This window comes from Aestuariibaculum marinum, from assembly GCF_014596975.1.
Lineage (GTDB): Bacteria > Bacteroidota > Bacteroidia > Flavobacteriales > Flavobacteriaceae > Aestuariibaculum > Aestuariibaculum marinum.
In genome coordinates this window covers 1-20,610 of sequence record NZ_JACVXD010000019.1, presented here as the reverse complement: position 1 = coordinate 20,610, position 20,610 = coordinate 1, and the positions used below count along the sequence as shown (strand labels likewise).

Here is a 20,610-nt window from a genome sequence, read left to right as displayed (position 1 = left end):
AAGTAGTGTGGTGTAGATGACGATTGTAGTCAAAAAACGCCATTTTAAAGAGTTTTAGGGGGCTTTAAGTAGTTGCATCCATTATGGGGTGTTTTTTATTTGTGTGATACAAATAGGTTTGGTTTAGAAAATAATCTAAAGTATTTGAAATAATTTAAAAGTTATTTATTTGAAGGCAATCTTTAATGAGTTTATATGCTTTAGTTATATGACCTTCTATAGTTTTTAGCGAAATATTTAAATCTGTTGAAGGAATTAAAAAGTTGTCGATGATTTTAAAATGGCAGCAAAAAGAACTTTACAAAGCGGATTTGAAATTATAGAGATTCATGCCTCACATGGGTATTTATTGCATCAGTTTCTATCTCCTTTAAGTAACCAAAGGAAAGATAATTATGGTGGAAGCTTTGAAAATCGTATTAAATTATTACTTGAAGTGGTAAATGCAGTAAAATCTGTACTTCCAGAAGAATCCCCTTTATTTGTTAGAATTCCGGCAACAGATTGGGTTAATGGTGGGTGGGAAACTAATGATGCAATAAGGCTAACGGCTATATTAAAAAAGGAAGGTGTTGATGTGGTAGATGTTACAACAGGAGGATTAAGTAACGAACAAAAAATACCTGTAGGACCAGGATATCAAACACCTTTTGCTTCTAAAATTAAAAAGGAAACAGGTATGCTAACAGCTACCTACTGTTGGAATGATTACTAATGAAGCATAAGCAGAATATATTTTAGTTAATGAAGACGCAGATATAATTTTGTTAGCTAGAGAATTTTTAAGGAATCCTTATTTTCCGCTAATAGCAGCTTCAGAGTTAGGAGAAGATACCATTTGGCCCGCACTGTACAATAGAGCCAAATTGTAATACTCAAGTTTATGCTAAGGTGGATGAAAGTAAAGTAAGTAAGGATATCGGTGACTTATTGGGACGTCTTGAGAAAAGAAAATTTAGTCTTGTTTTTATAAAATCATATAAAAAACAACACCCTTAAAGCATGCCTTAAAGGTGTTGTTAGTAATGACTAAAAATTATAAAGATAAAGTTTGAGCTGATTTATCTTTTAGTTGTTTTCTGGTTACTACCAGTAAAATTATTGGACACATTAAAAAGATACCTAAAAAGTTTATCCAAACATCGCTTGATATTCGGTTTTGATATTCAAATTTTGGTAGTTTGTTAAACTTCGCTTTTGTGATTTTTTCGTTTTTAAATAGCATAGGTACCAAATAGTTTCTCCAAGTTGTTGAAAACTCAAAGACTTGCTTTTTATAATCGTTGTAATGCTGCTCTGATGTTCCTGCAAGTTTATTTAAAGCTTGTTGCATCATAATAGCAGGCGAGACAAACTTAAATCGACTAATTAAATCCTGTTGCTTTTGCAATTGTTGGTCATATTCAGCTAATAAAGGTTTTGTTTTTTCTTCCATTACCTTTTCTGAAGCAAAATAATTATGCCAAAATCCTAACTTTAAATCATCATTTTCTTGCGCTAATTCTGGGTGAATACGTAAATATTCACTCATAATTTCGTTCTGCTTTTCTTCGTTTTCCTTTTTGATTAAACGAATTTCATTAATCATTTTTAATCGGGAAGGTGTCGGGTAAATGGAATTCCCTATTTGATTAATAGTCGCAGGTAATACCAAAACAATAAGTAACCAAAGTCCGATTAATGCTAAGGCATTTTTAGCTGAATTGTTAATTTTAATATTTATAACAAAAGCCAATACAAACCAGAAGAATATGTAAGCAGCGATAATTAAAATAAGTCCGATTACATTAATAGGTTCACTGAAAGCTTTCGCAGAAAAAATACCTATAGCTAATAAAAGAACGATAAGGGTAATTAATGTAAAGAGAATGTACCGAATAGCCATTTTTTGTAATAACCATCTGGTAATGGCAATAGGTTGTGCGCCTAGAAGACGTAATGTTCCTAATTCCTTTTCTTTCGATAATACGTTAAACGTAAAAGCAATAATCATTAAAGGTAAAATGTAAATGATTACAAAAGCTAAATCGAAATTTCCGAATAATAATTGTACAGGATTAACCATTTCAGAATAATCTAAAGCAAAATTGTTGCCGTAAACTGTGGGGCTTTTAAAATGGGTGTACATATCGCTTTGTCCGGTTGAAATAAAAGACAATGCTTCGGGTTGCATAACTGCTAATCGCGGATGACGGTAGCCTATAACCATAGGTTCTGTGGGTAATTGCGAATACGGAATGTCAAGCTGTTCGCCATTTTCAATTTTGGTTAATGCTGAATGTACAATACTATCGTTTTTATGCAATTCATTTTGCATGATAGAAATGTCGTTACGTCTTTTTTCTACATTTTTTTCACCATTAAACGTTGCAAAAGCAAATAAAACTAAAGTAGAAATTAGTAAAATCAAAAGCCAATGGCTGCGCTTTAATAATTTGATTTCGTACGATAAATTGTTTAGAAACATAGCTTATAATTTTTTTGAAGTAATGATTAAACCAATAAACGGAAACACAAACCAAAGCAATAAAACCAATAGATTTGAGCGGTTTTCTTTTAGTATTTGGGATAGGCTTGGTGGTGTAAAATTAAACTTTGGAAGCTCCTTAAATTTATCAGCCTTCATTTTATAACCACGCTCGCCAACTTTTGCATTGTCTTTTATATCGTAGTTTAAGAATTTTTGTGTTTCAATGCGATATTGTTCGGCGGCCTGTGTGAATTTCCAATGCAAATTATCGCTGGTATTAGCGAGGTCCATCGATAAAAATCGTAAGGGTACAAACGGCGAAACAAACGATAAACTTTTATAGGTGTTATTTTGATTCAGCGCTATGTCGTTTAAAATGGCATAGTGTTTCTGGTACACCAGGGCTTCGTGTTCTTCACCTTTTTGCATGCGATAGCCCGCGTAATTAAACGGTAATTTGTGTAAACTATCTACACCATATTCCCTTAGTGTTTCTTCTTCTAATTTTTTAGCCGCTTCATTCCACGGGTTATGACCGTCTAATCCGTTTTTTCTGTCTTCAATAATACGCGATTCAAATTCTAATTTTGAAGGATACGGGTGGTTTGTATTTGCAACATTGGTGGCAATTTTAGGAGTGATAAAACTGAAAACAATCCAAAGCATTAAACTACTCACCAAGGCCATCCCAGATGATTTACTCCACATAGAAATTAAAACCGTAAGCGTTGTAATGATAAGGTAGTAAAACGAATACGAAGCAAAAAGGGTTAATAAACTACTCCAACTAAAAAAGGCTAAATTATCTAAATTTGACAGCACAAGTCCAATCGTTAAAAAGATAAGATTTGTTAAAATAAATATAGGAATAAAAGTTGCAAACCATTTTCCTAAAGCTAGTTTTACAGGATGAACACCCTGACTTTTTAGAAGGGTAAATGTACGGTGTTCTTTTTCTTTTGTGTATGAATTGTAACCGATTAAAATAATAATTAACGGAAACAAATACATTAAAACGAAATTGATAGATAAGGTTCCGAAACGTGCTAAACTCGTTTGATCGCTGGCTTCGCTAAACGAGGCTTCATTTCTGTTATGCGCTTCTAAAAAAATAGAGTTTCCTGTATATTTCGTTACACCATAATCGAAAAGTGATAAGGCAAATTTCGGCTTAAAAGCATAAGTGCCGTAATGTGCAGCCGAATGCGGATTTTTATCGCCTTGTGTTTCCCAAATGGTACGTTCAGTATTGGTAGAAGCTACATATTGCTCATTATTTTTTTTGTACTGACTTATACCTGTTATGGAGGCAATAACAAGCAAAATTAAGGAAATACCTAAAACGATTTTAAAGCGGCCATCTCTGGTTAATTCTTTAAGTTCTTTAAAAATGATGTTTTTCATGTTAGTTCACATGTTTAAAGTTCATAATATCCAGATATATGGTTTCAAGTTCTTTTAACGACAAGTCTGTAGTTTTAGAATACTTTTGTAACATCCCCGAACGCATAATACCTATATGAGTACTCACTTCTTTAGCTCTAAATAAATCGTGAGTAGCCATTAAAATCGCTACACCTTTATTTTTCATTTTGGTAAGTAATTCCATAAATTCATTACTCGATTTTGGGTCTAATCCAGAAGTAGGTTCATCGAGTAATAATACTTTCGAATCTTTGGCAATGGCCAATGCAATTCCTACTTTTTGACGCATCCCTTTTGAGAATGCTTTAACACGCTTGTCGTGTGCTTCTTCCTGTAATCCAGCTTCGGTTAAAAAGGCTTTTAATTCGGTTTTATTGAATGTTTTTCTAGATAATTTTGTGAAATAATCTAAATTTTCAACCGCCGTTAATGTGGGGTATAACATTAAGTTTTCAGGAATGTAAGTTATAAAAGTCTTGGTTTTTAACGGGTATTTTACAACATCTAAACCATTAATTTCAACCTTTCCAGATGTTGGTTCAATAAAATTAAGGAGACTGTTAATGGTTGTCGATTTTCCTGCGCCGTTAGCACCCAAAAGACATAAAATTTCCCCCGATTGTATGTTAAAGGAGAGGTTATTTACAGCGGTAAAATCGCCATATTTTTTAGTGAGATTTTTAGTTGTTATCATGTGTTTATAATTCTGTTTTTTTAATTTTGTATTGGCCATTTGTCGTGTTGGGGAATCAGTATCTTAATTCGATTCTATTTAATTCCTGTTTTCATTAAAAGTAGCATATTTTATACGTTCGCAATAAGGTATATATGACCACCAAACTCCCGGGGTGTCATAGTTATTTTTAAATGACCGGATTCGTCGCTAGCGATATTATGCTTATCTATAGAAACGACAGCAAAGGTCCCTTTTTTTGTTTGAGAATCTACAATGGTTCCTTTCATAATTAGCGGGCTTTGTGCCAAAGCACAGCACCAACCATAAGCATTAAAATGCTTAGAATGTTATTTGTCATAGCAATATTAATGATTGCCGAAAATCAGCAATTAAAGTGGAACTAATAATACTGAGGCACCCGTTTTTTATTGTAAAATAAAAATATGCATCTTATTGGTATACTGTAGAATTAAGATAGCTGTAAAGGAACTTAAAAACAGAGACAGCAATGGTGAATGCAAACTTCAAAAGTGCTTCTGATAGATTTAATGTAAGTTATGAAACGTAGGGTGGAGGCCGACTAAAATTTAAATCGGGCAGGGTTGCCTTTAAGTAAAAGGTTTCGTAGTGTTTTAAAATTTCCTTTTCAATGTAGGTAAAGGTGTTAATTTTAAAATTTACATCAATATCATTTGTAGATACCGTTGGAGTAAGTTGATGTGTTAAGGCTAAATCACAAACGACACAAGAGGTTTGTTTTTCATCATTTTCGAGGCATGGGTCATCGCTACAATGCGAAAAAGCATGAAGTCCTGCTCCTTTTAAAACAAGGAATACAGTAAGAAATAAAATGCCTATAATATGTTTTGTTTCAGCTTTCAATGATGTTTCATCATAAATGAAGACCAAATGTATAAATTATTTTAAATGCAACATAGGTGCGTTGGTGCTTTTTTTTTTTTGAAATTATTTTTTTCGTTTAAAAATATGAATGATGAATGTTTTTGGTGTCCTTTTAGAATGAGGTGTCTGTAAGTGATGGTTTTTGAGTAGTTTGTGTTGTGTTTTAGCATCCTGTCATTCCGACTAAATAGTTTATCAATCTAAATCAAAAATCTGTTAATTGTATGCTCTATATGTTTTTGTGTTTTTAGAGGTATTTGCAAAAAGCGGGAATAGAGAACCGCTTGAAGCGGAAAAAATTGAGCATAGTAGAAAATTATATAAGCCTTAATTTAATTATACTTCATGTCAATAATTAGACTGGATCATTATGTCTGCTGTTTATGGTTTTCAGTTTCCGTTCTATTCAATTTATCTATGATTAGAATATACCTGATTATTTTTTATTTGAGTGGTTTTAAGGAGTCCTTTTGTAATCCTGTTGGACATTAGACTGATGAAGAAGTTGAGAGTGTCTTTAGATATTAGATTTCTGCTAAGTAATTTATAGGCTTTACTAATCTGAACTTTAACTGTGTTTACCGAAATACCTAAATTGTCTGCAATCTGTTGGTATTTTAAACCATTGTACTTACTTAAAATAAAAATTTCTTTACATTTTTTTGGTAAGATTTCAATTGAATCTTCTATCGCCTTTAGGCGTTTTAATTTTAATTCTTTATCCTCCTCTAGGTTTTCAATAAAATGCTGATATTTAATTTCTTCAATTTTATTGTTGAAATTTTTATCCTTTCTTATCTTATCAATGAAAGAGTTATAAACTAATTTATACAGGTAACTTTTCAGGTTTTCTTTTGGATCTATTGATTCTTTTATTTCCCAGATTTTAAGAAATGCGTTTTGAACTAAATCTTGGCTTAACTCTCTGTCCTTGGTGTAGCTTTGAATGAATCTATTAAGATCCTGATAAAAAAGTTTATATATTTTTTCAAAGGCTTCTTTATCCCCATTTTTAAAATTGATTACTAGATCAGTATGTAATAAAGAATTATTCAAAGAAATTTAAAATTTTATGAGAATTATTTACAAAAGAAAAAAAAATTATTAAATGATAATACTTTTTTAAACCTTAATCGTATTAAAAGTGTAATTATTTCTTTAGGTATAAAGAATTATAGGAATGAAACAGAAAAAGGCTAGGAAAATTATTATAAAAACCCTTTCGGGTAAAGCTTCGAACGAAGAGTTAGATCGTCTTTTAGATTGGGTAGAAGAAGATGAAGCTAATATGGCTCTCTTTAAAAAGTATTTAGATGTTTATCAATTTTATGATATTCAACAAAAGTTTGAAGCTGAGAAGTCATTCAATAATTTAATGTCTAGATTGAAAAAAAAGCAAAGTTCAGGACGGATTATAAGTATGAACTATCAGAAATATTTAGCGGCAACTGCTGCTGCATGTTTGGTAATCTTTTTAACTTATTTCTTTCAAGAAAAAAATTATTCTGTTCAACAAGATGATAATTCTGAAATTGAAATATCAATTCAAGCAGGAACAAATAAGGCCATATTAACATTGGATAACGGTGAGGTCGTAAAATTGATTGAGGGTGAAACATATGAAAATAATAATGTGAAAGGAGATGGGTACTCTTTGCTATATGGTGATACAATACTCTCAAAAAAAGAATATAATACACTTACCGTACCAAGGGGTGGGCAATATTATCTAGTTCTTTCAGATGGAACAAAAGTTTGGTTGAATTCAGAAAGTCAATTAAAATTTCCTGTACAATTTGTTAAAGGAGAGACTAGGTCGGTTGAACTCGCTTACGGAGAGGCCTATTTCGATGTAACCTCAAGCAAACATAATAATGGAGCATCTTTTTCTGTAGAAAATAAAAATCAAATTGTAGAGGTCTTGGGTACTCAGTTCAATATTAAAGCTTATAAGGAAGAACCTGAAGTTTATACGACTCTTGTTGAAGGAGCAGTGAGTGTTGAAAATGAGCTTGGGAGTGAGATTTTAAGTCCGAATCAACAGTTGATTGTAGACATTAATTCTAAAAACATAAACATTAAGACTGTTGATACATATCCTTTTGTGGCTTGGAAAAGTGGTGTTTTTAACTTTAGGGAAATGGAGTTGCAATCTGTTGTACAGGTACTTTCAAGATGGTATGATGTTGATATTATAATTAAAGATGAAGATGTTAAACGTCTTAAATTCAATGGTTTGCTTAGAAAAAATCAAGATTTAGGAAGTGTGTTAAAAGTAATTGCCCAATCCATTAATTTAAAATTCAAAAAATATGAGAATCAAATAATCCTAGAAAAATAAAACAAACAAAACCAAAAAAAAAGGAATGAGGTTCCATCTTCCACAATAAAAACCTTCATTCCTTAACTTAAAATTAATTAAAACAATGTTTAACTAACTAATTCAACAAATTTATGCAAATTAACCCGATAACATTAACCTTTCGAGAAATAAAGGTTGTTTTTAAGTTTATGATGAAGGCAATACTTATTTTGTTTTGTACTACCGTATTCAGTTTGGTTCCAAAGAATCTTTTGAGCCAGAATTCTATAATAAAAATTCAGGAGGATAGAGAATTAAGTGTTGAGGATGTTCTAGATCTTATAGGAAAGCAAACAGATTATACTTTTATTTATGATTCAGATTTGTTTAAAAATCTTCCTAAAATTCAAATTAAAAAGGGAAGTATTAAGGCTAATGAACTTCTTGCAAATTGTTTTTCTTTAAACAATTATGTTTTTAGTCTAGAAAACGGAAATACTGTAATTATAAAAAGAGATATTTTAAGACAGCAGGAGATTACTATTACAGGAAAAGTTACCGATATAAATGGTGTGCCTTTACCTGGGGTAACAGTATATGTAACGAATCATGATTTTAAAGGTAAAATTGAGAAAGATTTTATCATTAGAGGAACAAGTACAGATTTTGATGGACAATATTCTGTAAGAGGAGAAGTGGGAAACACTTTGGTAGCTTCTTTTATGGGGTACGAAATGTATTCTGAAAATATAGTAGAAGAAAAGTCACGTTTCAATATTATACTTAAAGAACAAATTAGTGCTTTAGAAGAGGTTCTTGTAGTAGGATACGGTACGACTAAAAAGAAAGATTTAACGGGGTCTGTGGGGTCTGTTGATTCGGAAGAGATACAGCAAATTCAAACACAAAGTGTTGACCAAGCTCTTATAGGTAAAGTGTCTGGAGTTTATATTCAACCTGCAAGTGGGGAGCCTGGAGCTGGAGCATATGTTCAAGTTAGAGGTTTAACCCAAATAAGGGGAGACAATCAACCTTTATATGTAATTGATGGGGTTCCTGTTGCCATTAATCCTAACGGTATACAGACTTTTGAACGTCAAAACCCGCTTTTAGCTATTCATCCAGATGATATTGAACGTGTCGATATACTTAAAGATGCATCTGCGGCTGCAATATATGGTTCTCGAGCAGCTAATGGAGTTGTTATTGTAACCACAAAACGAGGGAAAAGTAATCAAGCACCGAGACTTTCGTTTTCTGCCAGTTCAACGTTCCAAAATGTAGTAGATAAATACGACTTTTTAGATAACTCTAGATTTATTAGCATGCAACAAACAGCTGCAGAAGCGACGTTGGATTTATACAGAACACAATTTAATTTACCTGATTTCATTTTGGAACAATTTTTTCCACAGCAATGGACTATAGCGAATAATCCTGAAAACTTCTTTGGCACTGCTGATACAGACTGGCAAGATTTAATGACAAATGATAATGCGCTTTGGACGCAATATAATGTTAGCTTAAATGGAGGAACAGATAAAGTAAATTATTTCACTTCTTTAGGTGTTTCAGATCAAGATGGAGTCATGAAAGGTAATAATTTTAAACGCTATAATTTCAGTGCGAATATAGATGCTACAGTGACAAATTATTTTAAGGTAGGGACTTCTATAACCTATAATTATTCAAAAAGTTCAAGTAAAGGGTTTAATAGTTTATTGCAAGGAAATTTCAGACCTGATTTACCAGCTTTCAATGAGGATGGTAGTTTTACTACTTTTGTGAATGACAATGGTTTGGATGAGTTTACTGTTTTTGGAGATTTATCACAGACTAGAATTTCAAATAAAGGAAAAAATCTTATAGGTAATATTTATGGTGAAATTTCGCTTTTAGAGGGTTTAAAATTTAGGTCTCAACTTAGCTTGTCACAGTCAGATAACAGAAACGAGGATTTTTTTACATCCCGATCTTCACGTGCTTTGTTCGATACAGCACGTCCAGGTGCTCAATTAATTGTATCAAGTAACAGAAGTTGGACTAGCTCGTTCTATAATACTTTGAATTATAACCAATCTTTTGGAGTGCATAGCATTAATGCCGTTGCTGGTATTTCATATGATCGAACTAGAATTGATTCTGAATCGCAGCAGTATCGAGGGTTTCCGGATGATGAAATTTTAACAAACATCAATTCAGCCAGTTTTTTTGATGAAGCATCTAGTACCCATTTAGACCAAGGTTTGAATTCCATATTTGGAAGAGTAAATTATAATTATGACAATAAGTATTTAGCAACGTTTACGGCTCGTAGAGATGGTTCTACAAAGTTTGGACCTGAAAATAAATTTGGTTTTTTCCCTTCTGGAGCCATAGCTTGGAATATGCATAATGAAGAATTTTTAAAAGAAAATGCTACTATTAATCAGCTTAAGTTAAGAGCTTCTATGGGAAAAGTAGGTTCAGATAACCTGCCATCGTTTACCTATTTAGCATATTATCAGGCGGGAGAGTTATATGATGGTCAAAATGGTCTTGCAGTTACAGGAGTTCCTAACCAGGGTATAAGATGGGAAGAAACAGAACAATTAGATTTAGGGCTGGAGTTTGCATTGTTTAATTCCAGATTAAGAGGAGAACTTGTCTATTACGAAAAAAATACTAATGGTATCATTCTACCTACCCCTTTAGCTTACGAAACAGGGTTTACTACATGGGAAAACAATATTGCAGATGTAACCAATGATGGATGGGAATTAACCATAGGAGGTGATATAGTTAGAAGTAAGAAGTTTACCTGGAATTCATCATTTAATATTGCTACGGTTAATAATAAGGTAGATAATTTATACAATGCAGATATAGGATTTCAAACTGGAATTGTTGAGGGAGAGCCTATAGGTGTTATTACGGGGTATGATGTAATTAAAATAGCTCAAACTCAAGAGGAAATTGATGAACTTAATACAGCTGCTGGAGGAATGTATCAGTCGTCTTTAACACAGCCTGGTGATTACATTTTTAGAGATATTAATGGTGATGGGATTGTAAATACAGATGATAGGGGGCCAATAGGTAGTCCTGTTCCAGATTTCTTTGGTGGTTGGAATAATCAGATTACCTACGGGAACTGGAACTTTTCCATGAATTGGAATTTTGTTCAAGGGGTTGATAGACATTTTGAGGAGATAACAAATTTATATTTTACCATACCTAATTGGAATAAAACAACAGTCGCATTAGATACCTGGACTCCAGATAATACAGATGCTTCTTATGCTAGATTGGCTTCTCCAACTCATGGAGGTACGGTTACTTCTCGTTCTATTGTTGATGCTTCATATATTAAGTTAAGATCAGCTTCTATTGGCTATAGCTTGCCTAAAGAGTGGATGGGTAATATAGGGTTAAGTTCAATTAGATTGTCTTTGAGCGGAAATAATCTTATAACCATTAGTGACTATCCTGGTTTAGATCCGGAATCATTGGGGCAAAATCCCACACAATCCTCCGATCGTAATAGGGATGAAGGCTTAAATGGAGGTGCTACTTACCCTAATTCGCGAAATTTTACGTTTTCTATTAATGCGACATTTTAATAAAATCATGACAAGTTTAATCTAGAAAAAATAATTAAATGAAAAAATCAATATATATATATAGTCTAATATTGACTGGAATGCTAAGCATTCAATCCTGTCAATTGGCAGAAGAACTGGACGATTATAAACCTATGCATTCTCTTGAAACTGAAACAGCAATAAATTCTCAGCAGACAGCAGAATTAGCTCTTGTAGGTGCATATGCTAGTTTTGGTGATGGGGCATTGCCTGTAATGCCAATGATACCAGATATTTTTAGCGGATATAGTACAACAGGTAGAACTTATGCCGCGAGACCGGAAGAATCAGGGTTTGTTATAAATGATCCATTGGCTACCGAAACAACGAGACTTGCACCTATTTATAGAGGGCTCTATGAACTAATAAATAGGGCCAACTGGATAATTGAACTTGTTGAGCAATTAGATGACGATGTATTTGAACCCTCATCAAGACGCCAGGAAATTATAGCTGAAGCCAATATGCTAAGAGGGTTAGGGCATTTTTATCTCTTACGTAATTTTGGAGAATTTTATGATTTAGATTCAGAATACGGTATTACAGTGCAGTTAGAGCCAGTTAAGTCTGCAGAGGCGCATCCTAGAAGTTCGGTTTTAGAAACCTATAATGCTATATTGGCAGATCTGGATAAGGGAATTTCGGATGGGCCTGTTTTAAGATCTAAGAAATATACAAACAGTACATTTGCAAAAGCCTTAAAGGCAAAGGTGTTACTGTATATGTCTAGGTTTGAGGAATCGGCAATTTTGGCACAAGAAATAATTGAAGGTGTTAATGCAAACTTTATGTTAGAGCCAACTTACGGAGCTATTTTTGAAGATCATGAATCATCCGCAATCTTTGAAAGTTCTGAAATTTTATTTGGTACAAGCGGCCAACCAAATGAAACCATTGGAATGGGTAATTTTTACAGTGACTTCTTTGCGCGAATAACTCCGCAGTACATAAATACCATGGAAAGTTCTTTGGATGTTAATGGACAAATGATACAAGTTGGTGGTTCTCAAAGAGTTGAAGGGGTGTTTTTTCCGCTCAATACTGGAGGAGGCTACTATACTACCAAATATACAAGTTTTTTTACTGGAGGGAATTATGAAATGTATTATCATATGCGAATAGCTGAAGTATATTTAATTTTGGCAGAAGCCAGTGCCAGAGCAAATAATATAGTAACAACAGAGGCCTCAAATGCTTTAAACGAAATTCGATTGAGAGCGGGAGCAACCACTACAGGAGGTGACGGTTTTGAAACCTATCCAGAAACTATTGGTTTAGAACAATTTTTAACTGCAGTTCGCTATGAGAAATTGGCAGAATTACATGCAGAACAAGGAGAGGCTTGGTATGATTTAGTTCGATATGCTTATATCGATGGAGGGTTTGATTCTGGATTCATGGTTTCTGATGTAAAACCATCTGCCACAAATCCTGATAAATTTATTTTACCAATTCCAACGGAGTCAATAGATGCAGGAGGTAATGTTGTAGATCAGAACCCAGGATATAATTAATATTCTGATAAAAACAACCTAACAAATATTTGTTAGGTTGTTTTCCTAAGTATCATAAAATCAATCAAAAAATTTTTAAAAAAACACTTAAAATTTTCTAGAAATAGATAATAAGGATGAAATCAATGAAAAATCTAAAATATTTAATAATAGCGCTATTGATCTTTGGCTGTAAAGAAAAGGAGACCCCTTTAGAAGCTAATAAATTTAGAATCGATGGAGAAGTAACAGGAATGAAATCAGGGAATCTATATATTTTTAATTTCGGAGCGGATGCCTCTGTAGATACCTTAAAAGTTGAAGAAGGCCAATTTAAATATGAGGGTACTATTAATGAACCTGTCAAAAGAGTGTATCTATCAGCTCAACCTAAGATAACCAAGCCAGATGACCCATTTACAACTTTATATTTAGAACCAGCTAAAATGAAGCTAAATGTGGATATAGACCACATTAATAAAACAAAACTTACAGGTTCTAAAACTATGGATGACAGTTATAGGCTCGAATTGAAAAGGGATCAAATTAAGGAGAAGTATAGTGAAATAAATTCGGAGTATAGAGCTATTAGAGAGTCATTAAATAATGCTACTACGGAATCAGAAAAGAAAGAGTATTCTCTAAAAGAAGCGGAATTAAGTAAGGCTTTACAGTCCTATAATGAAGAGATAAGTATTGTAAATCAGGATTTTATTGCCAATAATCCACAATCTTATATAACACTTTCAAATCTTAGTTATACCCTTGGTGAATATAGTCAGGAAGAGGCTCAAAATATTTTTGACAAATTACCGGAGGGATTAAAAAATAGTAGGGAAGGAAAAGTCCTGGAAAAAGAGATACAGGATAAAACTAAAGGTGTTGTAGGAGCTAAGGCGGGTAATTTTAATACTTTAGATATAAATGGCAAACCTATTAAACTACAGGATTTTGAAGGTAGGTATCTACTCATAGATTTTTGGGCTTCTTGGTGTGTGCCTTGTAGAAAAGGGAATCCACATCTTCTGGATTTATATGCTCAATATAGCCCAAAGGGATTTGAAATCATCGGGGTTTCGGATGATGATACCAGACAGAAGGCTTGGCGCGAAGCAGTAAAGAAAGATGGAATTGGAGTGTGGCGTCACGTGTTGAGAGGTTATCAGACTAGTGAAGATATTGCGGATATCTACAATGTAGAAGGTTACCCTACTAAAATACTTGTAGATCCAAATGGTATTATTGTAGGACGTTATGGGAATAGTCCTGAAGACAATAAGGCTATGGATGAAAAGCTGGATGCTATTTTTAATTAATCAATTTATAAAAAAGACTATGAAAAATCTATCAAAATTTCTAACAATAGCATTATTGTTATTTACACTGATAAGTTTTGGGCAAAATAAACAAGATGTCAAAGTGCTATACGTAGGATACGATCCCAGTATTCCTGTAGATATTTCTAAAAATACTGCATCGATGACCCCAGAACGATTTAAAGAAGATTACAAAACTCGATTTCCAGAGTTTAAAAATTATCTTGAAGCTTATTTTAGAGAAGTAAAAACTGTTGATGCCAGAGCGTATAAGGTAGAAATGTCAGCTGATTTTGATGTTACAATTTTTGATCAGACTATTGAACCATGGAAACCTGCAGTTAGAGAAATGGTTGATGGTAAAATGAATTATGAACCTGCTAAATACCTTACAGAGGATTTTGATCATGCTTCCATTTTTATTGGACATACTGCACCACAAATGGGAGAAAGCGTGGGGTCTAAATTGGATTGGCTATGTCTTTGTTTAGATGCTGATGCACATCACCTAGAGACTGAGCATCCTATTTTTAAAGGCCCGTTTCCGGTAGAATTGACGTTACAAAAAAAAACTACACCAAAATCAATATATGCATACCCTTCTGGAATCGATGTGCCAAAAGAAATTTCTATGTGGCGTGTGCAGAAGGAAGGCTATAAAGATGGAAAAGGATACAGGGTAGGCATGGTTTCGCGTGGAGAAGGTTTTTTAGACTCTCCGGATGCTGAATATATATCTAGTGGTGTTAATACTAAGGACGTTGGTGCTGTTGCCATTGGGCGTCATGCTAATTTCTTTTTATGGGGATTTTCCGCTTCACCAGATTATATGACAGAAGAGGCTAAACAGGTTTTTGCAAATGCAGTAGTTTACATGAAACAATTTAATGGTACGAAGCCAATTGTTCGGAAGTATAAACAAATTGCTACAAAAGATGTCGTAGATAATACAATAGGAACGCTTAGTCGCGAGATGTATGATAACTATGTGTCTTATATCGAATCTGGTAACGCTGAAGCTGAAGAAAGATTCAAGAAATTCGCGGAAAAGAAATCAAGAGGAGAAGAATTACCGAAAGAGGTAGAAGCTTATTTAGAGAGGGGGTTCCATCCTTCACCTATTCCAACTTGGGAAGAATATGCACAAATGTCTGCAGGTTCATTCTATGAGCCTAAATATGAAGGGAATTATGATGCCTTGAAAACATATTTAAGGAAAAACAGGCCATTTATGTATGCGGCAAACGATGCGCCCAGAAATATTCAGATTGATGAGGATCTAAAGAAAATAGGAGTCGGAAATGATTCCTTAGATTTTTTTGAAGTTATTATTCCATTGCTAAAGGATGCTGAAAAAATGGAAATAGCAAAACGAGTGTTGTTACGTTATACAGGCATGGAAAAATCTCATAAAGAATGGCGTAAATGGTATAAAACCAACAAAGATAAACTATTTTTTACAGAAACAGGTGGTTATAAATGGATGGTAGATACAATAAATAACAGAAGTTAAATGAAAGCTTTTTTTATATTCATCATTTTGCTTAGTTGCAATATTGGTGTATCTCAAACAGTAATCTCAGAAGGTTTTAAGTTGGAAGTAGAAAATGCAGCTAAAAAGCTAAGCTTAGAAAATCCTGAATTTTCAGATCCAGTAATGGTAAATGCCTCTACCGTTTGGAACAAATCCCGGGATAAGGTTGCTGTCGTTGTTAAAGCTTCCATTTTAAGTGGTTGGCATATTTATGCCTATGTACCACAAACACAGCCTTATATTCAATACGATATGGTTTTAGAAGCTCCAGAAGGATGGGAGGCATTAGGTGAATGGGAAGCGCCAAAGCCATATCCGTACGAACAGGGAATAATGATATACAAAGGGATTATAACTTTTACCAAATATTTCGAAGTTAAGAACCACTCTAATAAAAATCTCACAGCGGGCCTCTTTTATCAAACCTGTAATATAAATCAGTGTTTGCGTCCCAACCAAAAAGTAATTAATCTAAATATATAATCATACAAATAAAAATAAAAATGAATTTTAAGTATATCGTATTCATTTGTATAGCTTTAGTTGTAACTAAAGTCAATAGTCAGAACAGAGTAGAAAAATTTGAGAAGATCCAAGAGTTAGAGGGGGTTGAAGAATACTTATATACTCCAAACGGGATGAAAATGCTCCTTGTACAGGATAATTCAGCTCCTGTAGTAACAGTTCAAGTTGTTTACCGTGTTGGTTCTAAACATGAAGTTCCAGGAAATACAGGTTCTACACATTTGTTAGAACACCTAAATTTTAAAGGCACACCAACTTTTAATAAAAAGAATGGAACAGGCATTTTTAAAATTCTTCAAGGAATAGGTGCGGAAATGAATGCCACTACCTGGAATGATAGAACCAATTATTATGAAACCATTCCAAGTGATAAAATAGAATTGGCATTACATATAGAAGCCGATAGAATGCGTAATTCTTTATTACTAAAAGAAGATAAGGAAGCTGAAATGACAGTGGTTCGAAACGAATTTGAACGAGGTGAAAACAATCCAGGAAGTCTTCTTAGTAAAGAGATATGGGCTACGGCTTATATGGCACACCCTTACCATCATGAAACTATTGGTTGGCGTTCTGATATTGAAAAAATGCCTATCGAGGTGTTAAGGGATTTTTATAACACCTATTACTGGCCAGATAACGCCACGTTGACAATCATTGGAGATTTTCAAAAAGATCAGCTATTTGGATTGGTGGATAAGTATTTTGGTGCCATAACTAAAGCACCGCATCAAATACCCCAACCGTATACTACGGAACCTGAACAATTGGGGCCAAGACGTATTGTCGTTAAGAAACCAGGACAACAGGCCATGGTAACAATTGCCTATAAGATACCAGGACGCATGCATGAAGACTTACCTGCACTAGAGGTTTTAAGTCAAATCGCTGGTAGTGGCACCTCCTCTCTAATTAGTAAAACTTTTGTAGATAAAGGGTTGGCTACTTTTGGTTATGCCCGTGCCTCTAAGTTTCAAGATGTTGGTTTATTTACTGTAACATTGGCTTTTTCACCCGATAAAGATGTAGAGGAATTAAACGCACAGCTCATAAACATGCTTGATAAGATAAAAGAAGAAGGTGTTACACAAGAAGATGTTGACCGCGTGGTTGCCAAACTTAATACACAAACCATTCTTTCGCGTGATGGTTCCGGGAGCATAGCGTCAGAACTTAATGAGGCTATAGCCGGAGGAGATTGGAGAGATTACATAAAAGGAGCGCAACGCTTGTCTAAGGTAACTGCGGAAGATGTTAAAAGAGTAGCTAATAAATACCTTTTAGAAAACCAAAGTACTACAGGCTATTTCATTCCAGAAGAAATAGGAAGCAATACAGCAACAGAAAGTAAAGCTTCTGGAGTTAAAAGTGAAAACTGGGGTAAATATTATTTTCGTAACCCACAAGTAGGTCATGACCATTTAGAATGTGATAATATATTAAAAGTTGAGCAGTTTCAAGAAATCACATCGGCCTACGAAACCATTCGACCTACGGCAAAAGGGGAAAAATATATCCGTAAAGAAATTTCAGGTATAGATGTAGTTACTGTAAAAACCGGAGCAAAAGGCTTTGTAACAGTTGCAGCAAGTTTCCCAATTAGTAGTTATATAGGCACTGGAAGTGAAGTGGTACCAACCTTAACAGTTAATATGTTGAGTAAGGGGACAAAACTGAATAATAAATTCGAATTTTCTGAAAAACTGGAAAAGTTAGGAGCAACAATCCGCATTAGTTCTGATGTCAATAATATAAATATTAGATTTAAATGCCTGACTCAAGATGTGGATAACATTGTTGCTTTATTGGCAGAAGAATTACGACAGCCATTGTTTGACCCCAACGAGTTTAAACTGCTGAAAGAGCAGAGCATTAATAATATGAAAAATGGGCTTACAGACCCTGGTACACAAGGTTCAATAGCATTATCACAAGCTATTTACCCTAAAGGCCATCCAAACTATGAGTCTGACATAGAAACTACCATCAAACAAATAGAAGCTGCTACTATTGATGATTTAAAAGCATTTCACAGAAAATATTTTGGAACGGCTGGCATGCATCTGGTAGCGGTAGGCGATATTGATACTAAGAATTTATATGGAGCCCTAAAGACGAATTTTTCAAGATGGAATGGCGGCACTAGTGGAAAAGGAATGTTTAATGAGCCTTCTACAGCAAACGCCCTTACAGAAGTGGTTACCATTCCGAAAAAGCCAAGTGCAGAGCTATTTATAGGTAAATATACTGGTATCGAGCGTAATGACGATGATTACATTCCATTTTTTATTGGTAATACAGTGCTTGGCGGTGGTTTTTCTGGTAGGTTAATGCAAACCGTTAGAGATAGGGACGGTTTAACTTATGGTATTTATGCGGGGCATACAGGCCATAACATGGCAGGTGGATTTTGGTCTGTAAATGCTAGTTTTAACCCCTCTTTATTCCAAAAAGGGCTGGATGCTACTATGATTGAGATTAAAAACTGGATAGAAAATGGCATTACCAAAGAAGAGCTAGAACACTGTAAAAATAACATTACCGGAAGTTTTAAGGTAGGAATGGCAACAACATCTGGATTGTCCAGCACATTATTGAGTTTCTTGCAAAGCGGAAAAACACCTGAGTATTTAGACCAATATCCAAAAGATGTGGAAGCGGTAACTCTTTTACAGGTAAATCAAGCTATAAAGAAATATGTAGACTTAGATAAATTAACAATAATCAAATCGGGATCTTTAAATCAACAAGGAGAACCCCTAGAATAATAAATATTTTCCTTAAGATTAGTTATTTGAGTTAGTCGTCTGATATCAATTAAGGAGAGATAATAAAGGGCTATTAAAACAATAGCCCTTTTTAAATTTTAAAAAAAGAATGTTTACAAATATTTATTATTATTTATAACAATCTTAAATATGCCAACCTATATTAGCTATGAAATTATAGAAGGCCTTTCTTCTTGTCGATAAAATAGCCTAAGAAACAAAAAAAATGAATAATACACCTATTTTTTTGATGATACAATGTTATCTAAAAAAACTGTTAACATTGGTTTTGCTAATGAATGCTCTATTTATGTCAGCTACAGAAACCAAGATTGTTGTTAGAGTAAAAGCTAAAGATGCCAAGTTTATTGGCTCATCCTTAGGAGGGGCCTATGTCATCATAAGAAATAATCAAACTGATGAAATTTTAGCACAAGGAAAAACAAAAGGTTCAACTGGCAATACCGACTTGATAATGAACACGCCCCATCAACGAGGGCAGGCAATATCAGACTCTAATACAGCTAAATTTGTTGCCACCATAGATATAGACGAGCCTACATTCGTTACAGTAGAGGCATTCTCTCCAATTACTAACAAACAGGCACGGATAAATGCCAGTACGCAGTTGTGGCTTATTCCTGGCAAACATATTCTTGCAGATGGTTTGATAATTGAAATACCAGGTTTTATCATAGATATATTGGAGCCAAGGACCCATCAATATATTCCTTTTGCATCGGTCGAGAATAAACCATTTAAGCTTAGGGCTAACATAGTTATGATGTGTGGGTGTACTATCGATAAAGAAGGTATTTGGGATTCCGAAAAAATGGAGGTTAAGGCAATAGTTAAATTAAATGGCAATAAACTTTCAGAAGTTCCATTAAATTTTGTTTCTACAAACCTATTTGAGGCAGAACTTACTTTGGCTAAAAAAGGAGATTATGAAGTTATTATTTATGCCTACTCAAGTAATTCGGGTAATACGGGAGTCGATAAAGTAAACTATATAATCTATTAGTGATTTTAAATAGATTCATATACTACAAGTTAATCAGTTCTTTTTAAGATATTAACTTCGGTTGTTTTTTTGATTGATTTTAACAGCTCTGATTTATTGTGTTGATAGAGTGGACTTGCAGCAAAAAACTGACAAATAGTTGAATGACTACGCCGCTAGTTTAAGGTTATACATGTCTAATTCAAATTCTTTTATAGTTCTATTTCCTAAAAAGGAATGTCTTCTTCTATTGTTGTACCAGGTTTCTGTCCATCCAAAGATGAATGAGTTAATGATTTGGAGTCATTTAGAATAGAGTTTTTAAAACCGACCAAATTAATGTATTTTAATCAGTGACTGGACTAGATATGAATTAATTGTATTATTTTAGTGAAAATTTAAATAACAAAGTGAACACAAAACTGAACACGTTTTGGAACACGAATTTAAAATATAGCATTCGGGAAGCCCTTATTTTGTGTTATGAATAAGTCTGGTGATGAACTCATAACCCGAAGGTCACAGGTTCGAGTCCTGTTCCCGCTACGAAGCCGAAAGGCAGTAAAATCAAC

14 protein-coding genes and 1 pseudogene are annotated in these 20,610 nt (G+C 33.8%); 9 read left to right on the top strand and 6 right to left on the bottom strand.

All coding sequences use genetic code 11. From position 1 onward, the window contains the following. Positions 1–274 precede the first annotated feature (274 nt). A pseudogene (locus ICJ85_RS15830) lies at positions 275–715 on the top strand (oxidoreductase); the annotation flags it as partial. 321 nt (positions 716–1,036) lie between these two features. On the opposite strand, the gene ICJ85_RS15825 reads toward ICJ85_RS15830, so the two are convergent. From ICJ85_RS15825 to ICJ85_RS15800, 6 genes are all read right to left on the bottom strand, one after another. Continuing rightward, positions 1,037–2,467, bottom strand: coding sequence for a DUF3526 domain-containing protein (locus tag ICJ85_RS15825; RefSeq protein ID WP_262891412.1), 1,431 nt, complete (start codon positions 2,465–2,467; stop codon positions 1,037–1,039). Between the two features lie 3 nt (positions 2,468–2,470). Next, entirely contained in the window at positions 2,471–3,874 is a 1,404-nt protein-coding gene (locus tag ICJ85_RS15820) for a DUF3526 domain-containing protein (protein ID WP_188224775.1), read from the bottom strand. A 1-nt stretch (position 3,875) separates the two neighbouring features. Further along, positions 3,876–4,589, bottom strand: a complete 714-nt coding sequence (locus ICJ85_RS15815) for an ABC transporter ATP-binding protein (protein ID WP_188224774.1) — start codon at positions 4,587–4,589, stop codon at positions 3,876–3,878. A gap of 110 nt (positions 4,590–4,699) precedes the next feature. After that, complete coding sequence (locus ICJ85_RS15810) at positions 4,700–4,858, bottom strand: hypothetical protein (RefSeq protein ID WP_188224773.1); 159 nt, start codon at positions 4,856–4,858, stop codon at positions 4,700–4,702. A 268-nt stretch (positions 4,859–5,126) separates the two neighbouring features. Next, positions 5,127–5,480 carry a hypothetical protein gene (locus ICJ85_RS15805; RefSeq protein ID WP_188224772.1) on the bottom strand — a complete coding sequence of 118 codons (354 nt, stop codon included), beginning with the start codon at positions 5,478–5,480 and terminating at the stop codon, positions 5,127–5,129. Positions 5,481–5,885: 405 nt separating this feature from the next. Beyond that, a complete protein-coding gene (locus tag ICJ85_RS15800) occupies positions 5,886–6,530 on the bottom strand; it encodes an RNA polymerase sigma factor (RefSeq protein WP_188224771.1) in 645 nt (214 codons plus the stop codon). A gap of 124 nt (positions 6,531–6,654) precedes the next feature. On the opposite strand from ICJ85_RS15800, the gene ICJ85_RS15795 reads away from it, so the two are divergent. The 8 genes from ICJ85_RS15795 to ICJ85_RS15760 all read left to right on the top strand — a co-directional run bounded on the left by ICJ85_RS15795 (position 6,655) and on the right by ICJ85_RS15760 (position 20,059). Next, positions 6,655–7,815: a FecR family protein gene (locus tag ICJ85_RS15795; RefSeq protein ID WP_188224770.1), complete on the top strand. Its 1,161-nt coding sequence runs from the start codon at positions 6,655–6,657 to the stop codon at positions 7,813–7,815. A gap of 170 nt (positions 7,816–7,985) precedes the next feature. Beyond that, complete coding sequence (locus ICJ85_RS15790; protein ID WP_188224769.1) at positions 7,986–11,378, top strand: SusC/RagA family TonB-linked outer membrane protein; 3,393 nt, start codon at positions 7,986–7,988, stop codon at positions 11,376–11,378. A 38-nt stretch (positions 11,379–11,416) separates the two neighbouring features. Further along, a complete protein-coding gene (locus ICJ85_RS15785) occupies positions 11,417–12,913 on the top strand; it encodes a RagB/SusD family nutrient uptake outer membrane protein (protein ID WP_188224768.1) in 1,497 nt (498 codons plus the stop codon). 125 nt (positions 12,914–13,038) lie between these two features. Beyond that, on the top strand, positions 13,039–14,208 hold the full coding sequence (locus ICJ85_RS15780; RefSeq protein WP_188224767.1) for an AhpC/TSA family protein: 1,170 nt from the start codon (positions 13,039–13,041) through the stop codon (positions 14,206–14,208). Between the two features lie 103 nt (positions 14,209–14,311). Then, positions 14,312–15,721 (top strand): hypothetical protein, encoded by a 1,410-nt coding sequence (locus ICJ85_RS15775; RefSeq protein WP_188224766.1) that lies wholly within the window; start codon positions 14,312–14,314, stop codon positions 15,719–15,721. A gap of 27 nt (positions 15,722–15,748) precedes the next feature. Continuing rightward, entirely contained in the window at positions 15,749–16,225 is a 477-nt protein-coding gene (locus ICJ85_RS15770) for a protein-disulfide reductase DsbD domain-containing protein (RefSeq protein WP_188224765.1), read from the top strand. 20 nt (positions 16,226–16,245) lie between these two features. Further along, complete coding sequence (locus ICJ85_RS15765) at positions 16,246–19,035, top strand: M16 family metallopeptidase (protein WP_188224764.1); 2,790 nt, start codon at positions 16,246–16,248, stop codon at positions 19,033–19,035. 226 nt (positions 19,036–19,261) lie between these two features. Then, on the top strand, positions 19,262–20,059 hold the full coding sequence (locus ICJ85_RS15760; protein WP_241739573.1) for a hypothetical protein: 798 nt from the start codon (positions 19,262–19,264) through the stop codon (positions 20,057–20,059). Positions 20,060–20,610: the final 551 nt, after the last annotated feature.

What these genes read in the sequence shown, in the direction of transcription:
- ICJ85_RS15785 (WP_188224768.1), top strand. Translation starts at nt 11,417, where the DNA reads ATGAAAAAATCAATATATATATATAGTCTAATATTGACTGGAATGCTA.
- ICJ85_RS15765 (WP_188224764.1), top strand. Translation starts at nt 16,246, where the DNA reads ATGAATTTTAAGTATATCGTATTCATTTGTATAGCTTTAGTTGTAACT.
- ICJ85_RS15795 (WP_188224770.1), top strand. Translation starts at nt 6,655, where the DNA reads ATGAAACAGAAAAAGGCTAGGAAAATTATTATAAAAACCCTTTCGGGT.
- ICJ85_RS15780 (WP_188224767.1), top strand. Translation starts at nt 13,039, where the DNA reads ATGAAAAATCTAAAATATTTAATAATAGCGCTATTGATCTTTGGCTGT.
- ICJ85_RS15820 (WP_188224775.1), bottom strand. Translation starts at nt 3,874, where the DNA reads ATGAAAAACATCATTTTTAAAGAACTTAAAGAATTAACCAGAGATGGC.
- ICJ85_RS15810 (WP_188224773.1), bottom strand. Translation starts at nt 4,858, where the DNA reads ATGAAAGGAACCATTGTAGATTCTCAAACAAAAAAAGGGACCTTTGCT.
- ICJ85_RS15815 (WP_188224774.1), bottom strand. Translation starts at nt 4,589, where the DNA reads ATGATAACAACTAAAAATCTCACTAAAAAATATGGCGATTTTACCGCT.
- ICJ85_RS15790 (WP_188224769.1), top strand. Translation starts at nt 7,986, where the DNA reads ATGATGAAGGCAATACTTATTTTGTTTTGTACTACCGTATTCAGTTTG.
- ICJ85_RS15825 (WP_262891412.1), bottom strand. Translation starts at nt 2,467, where the DNA reads ATGTTTCTAAACAATTTATCGTACGAAATCAAATTATTAAAGCGCAGC.
- ICJ85_RS15760 (WP_241739573.1), top strand. Translation starts at nt 19,262, where the DNA reads ATGAATAATACACCTATTTTTTTGATGATACAATGTTATCTAAAAAAA.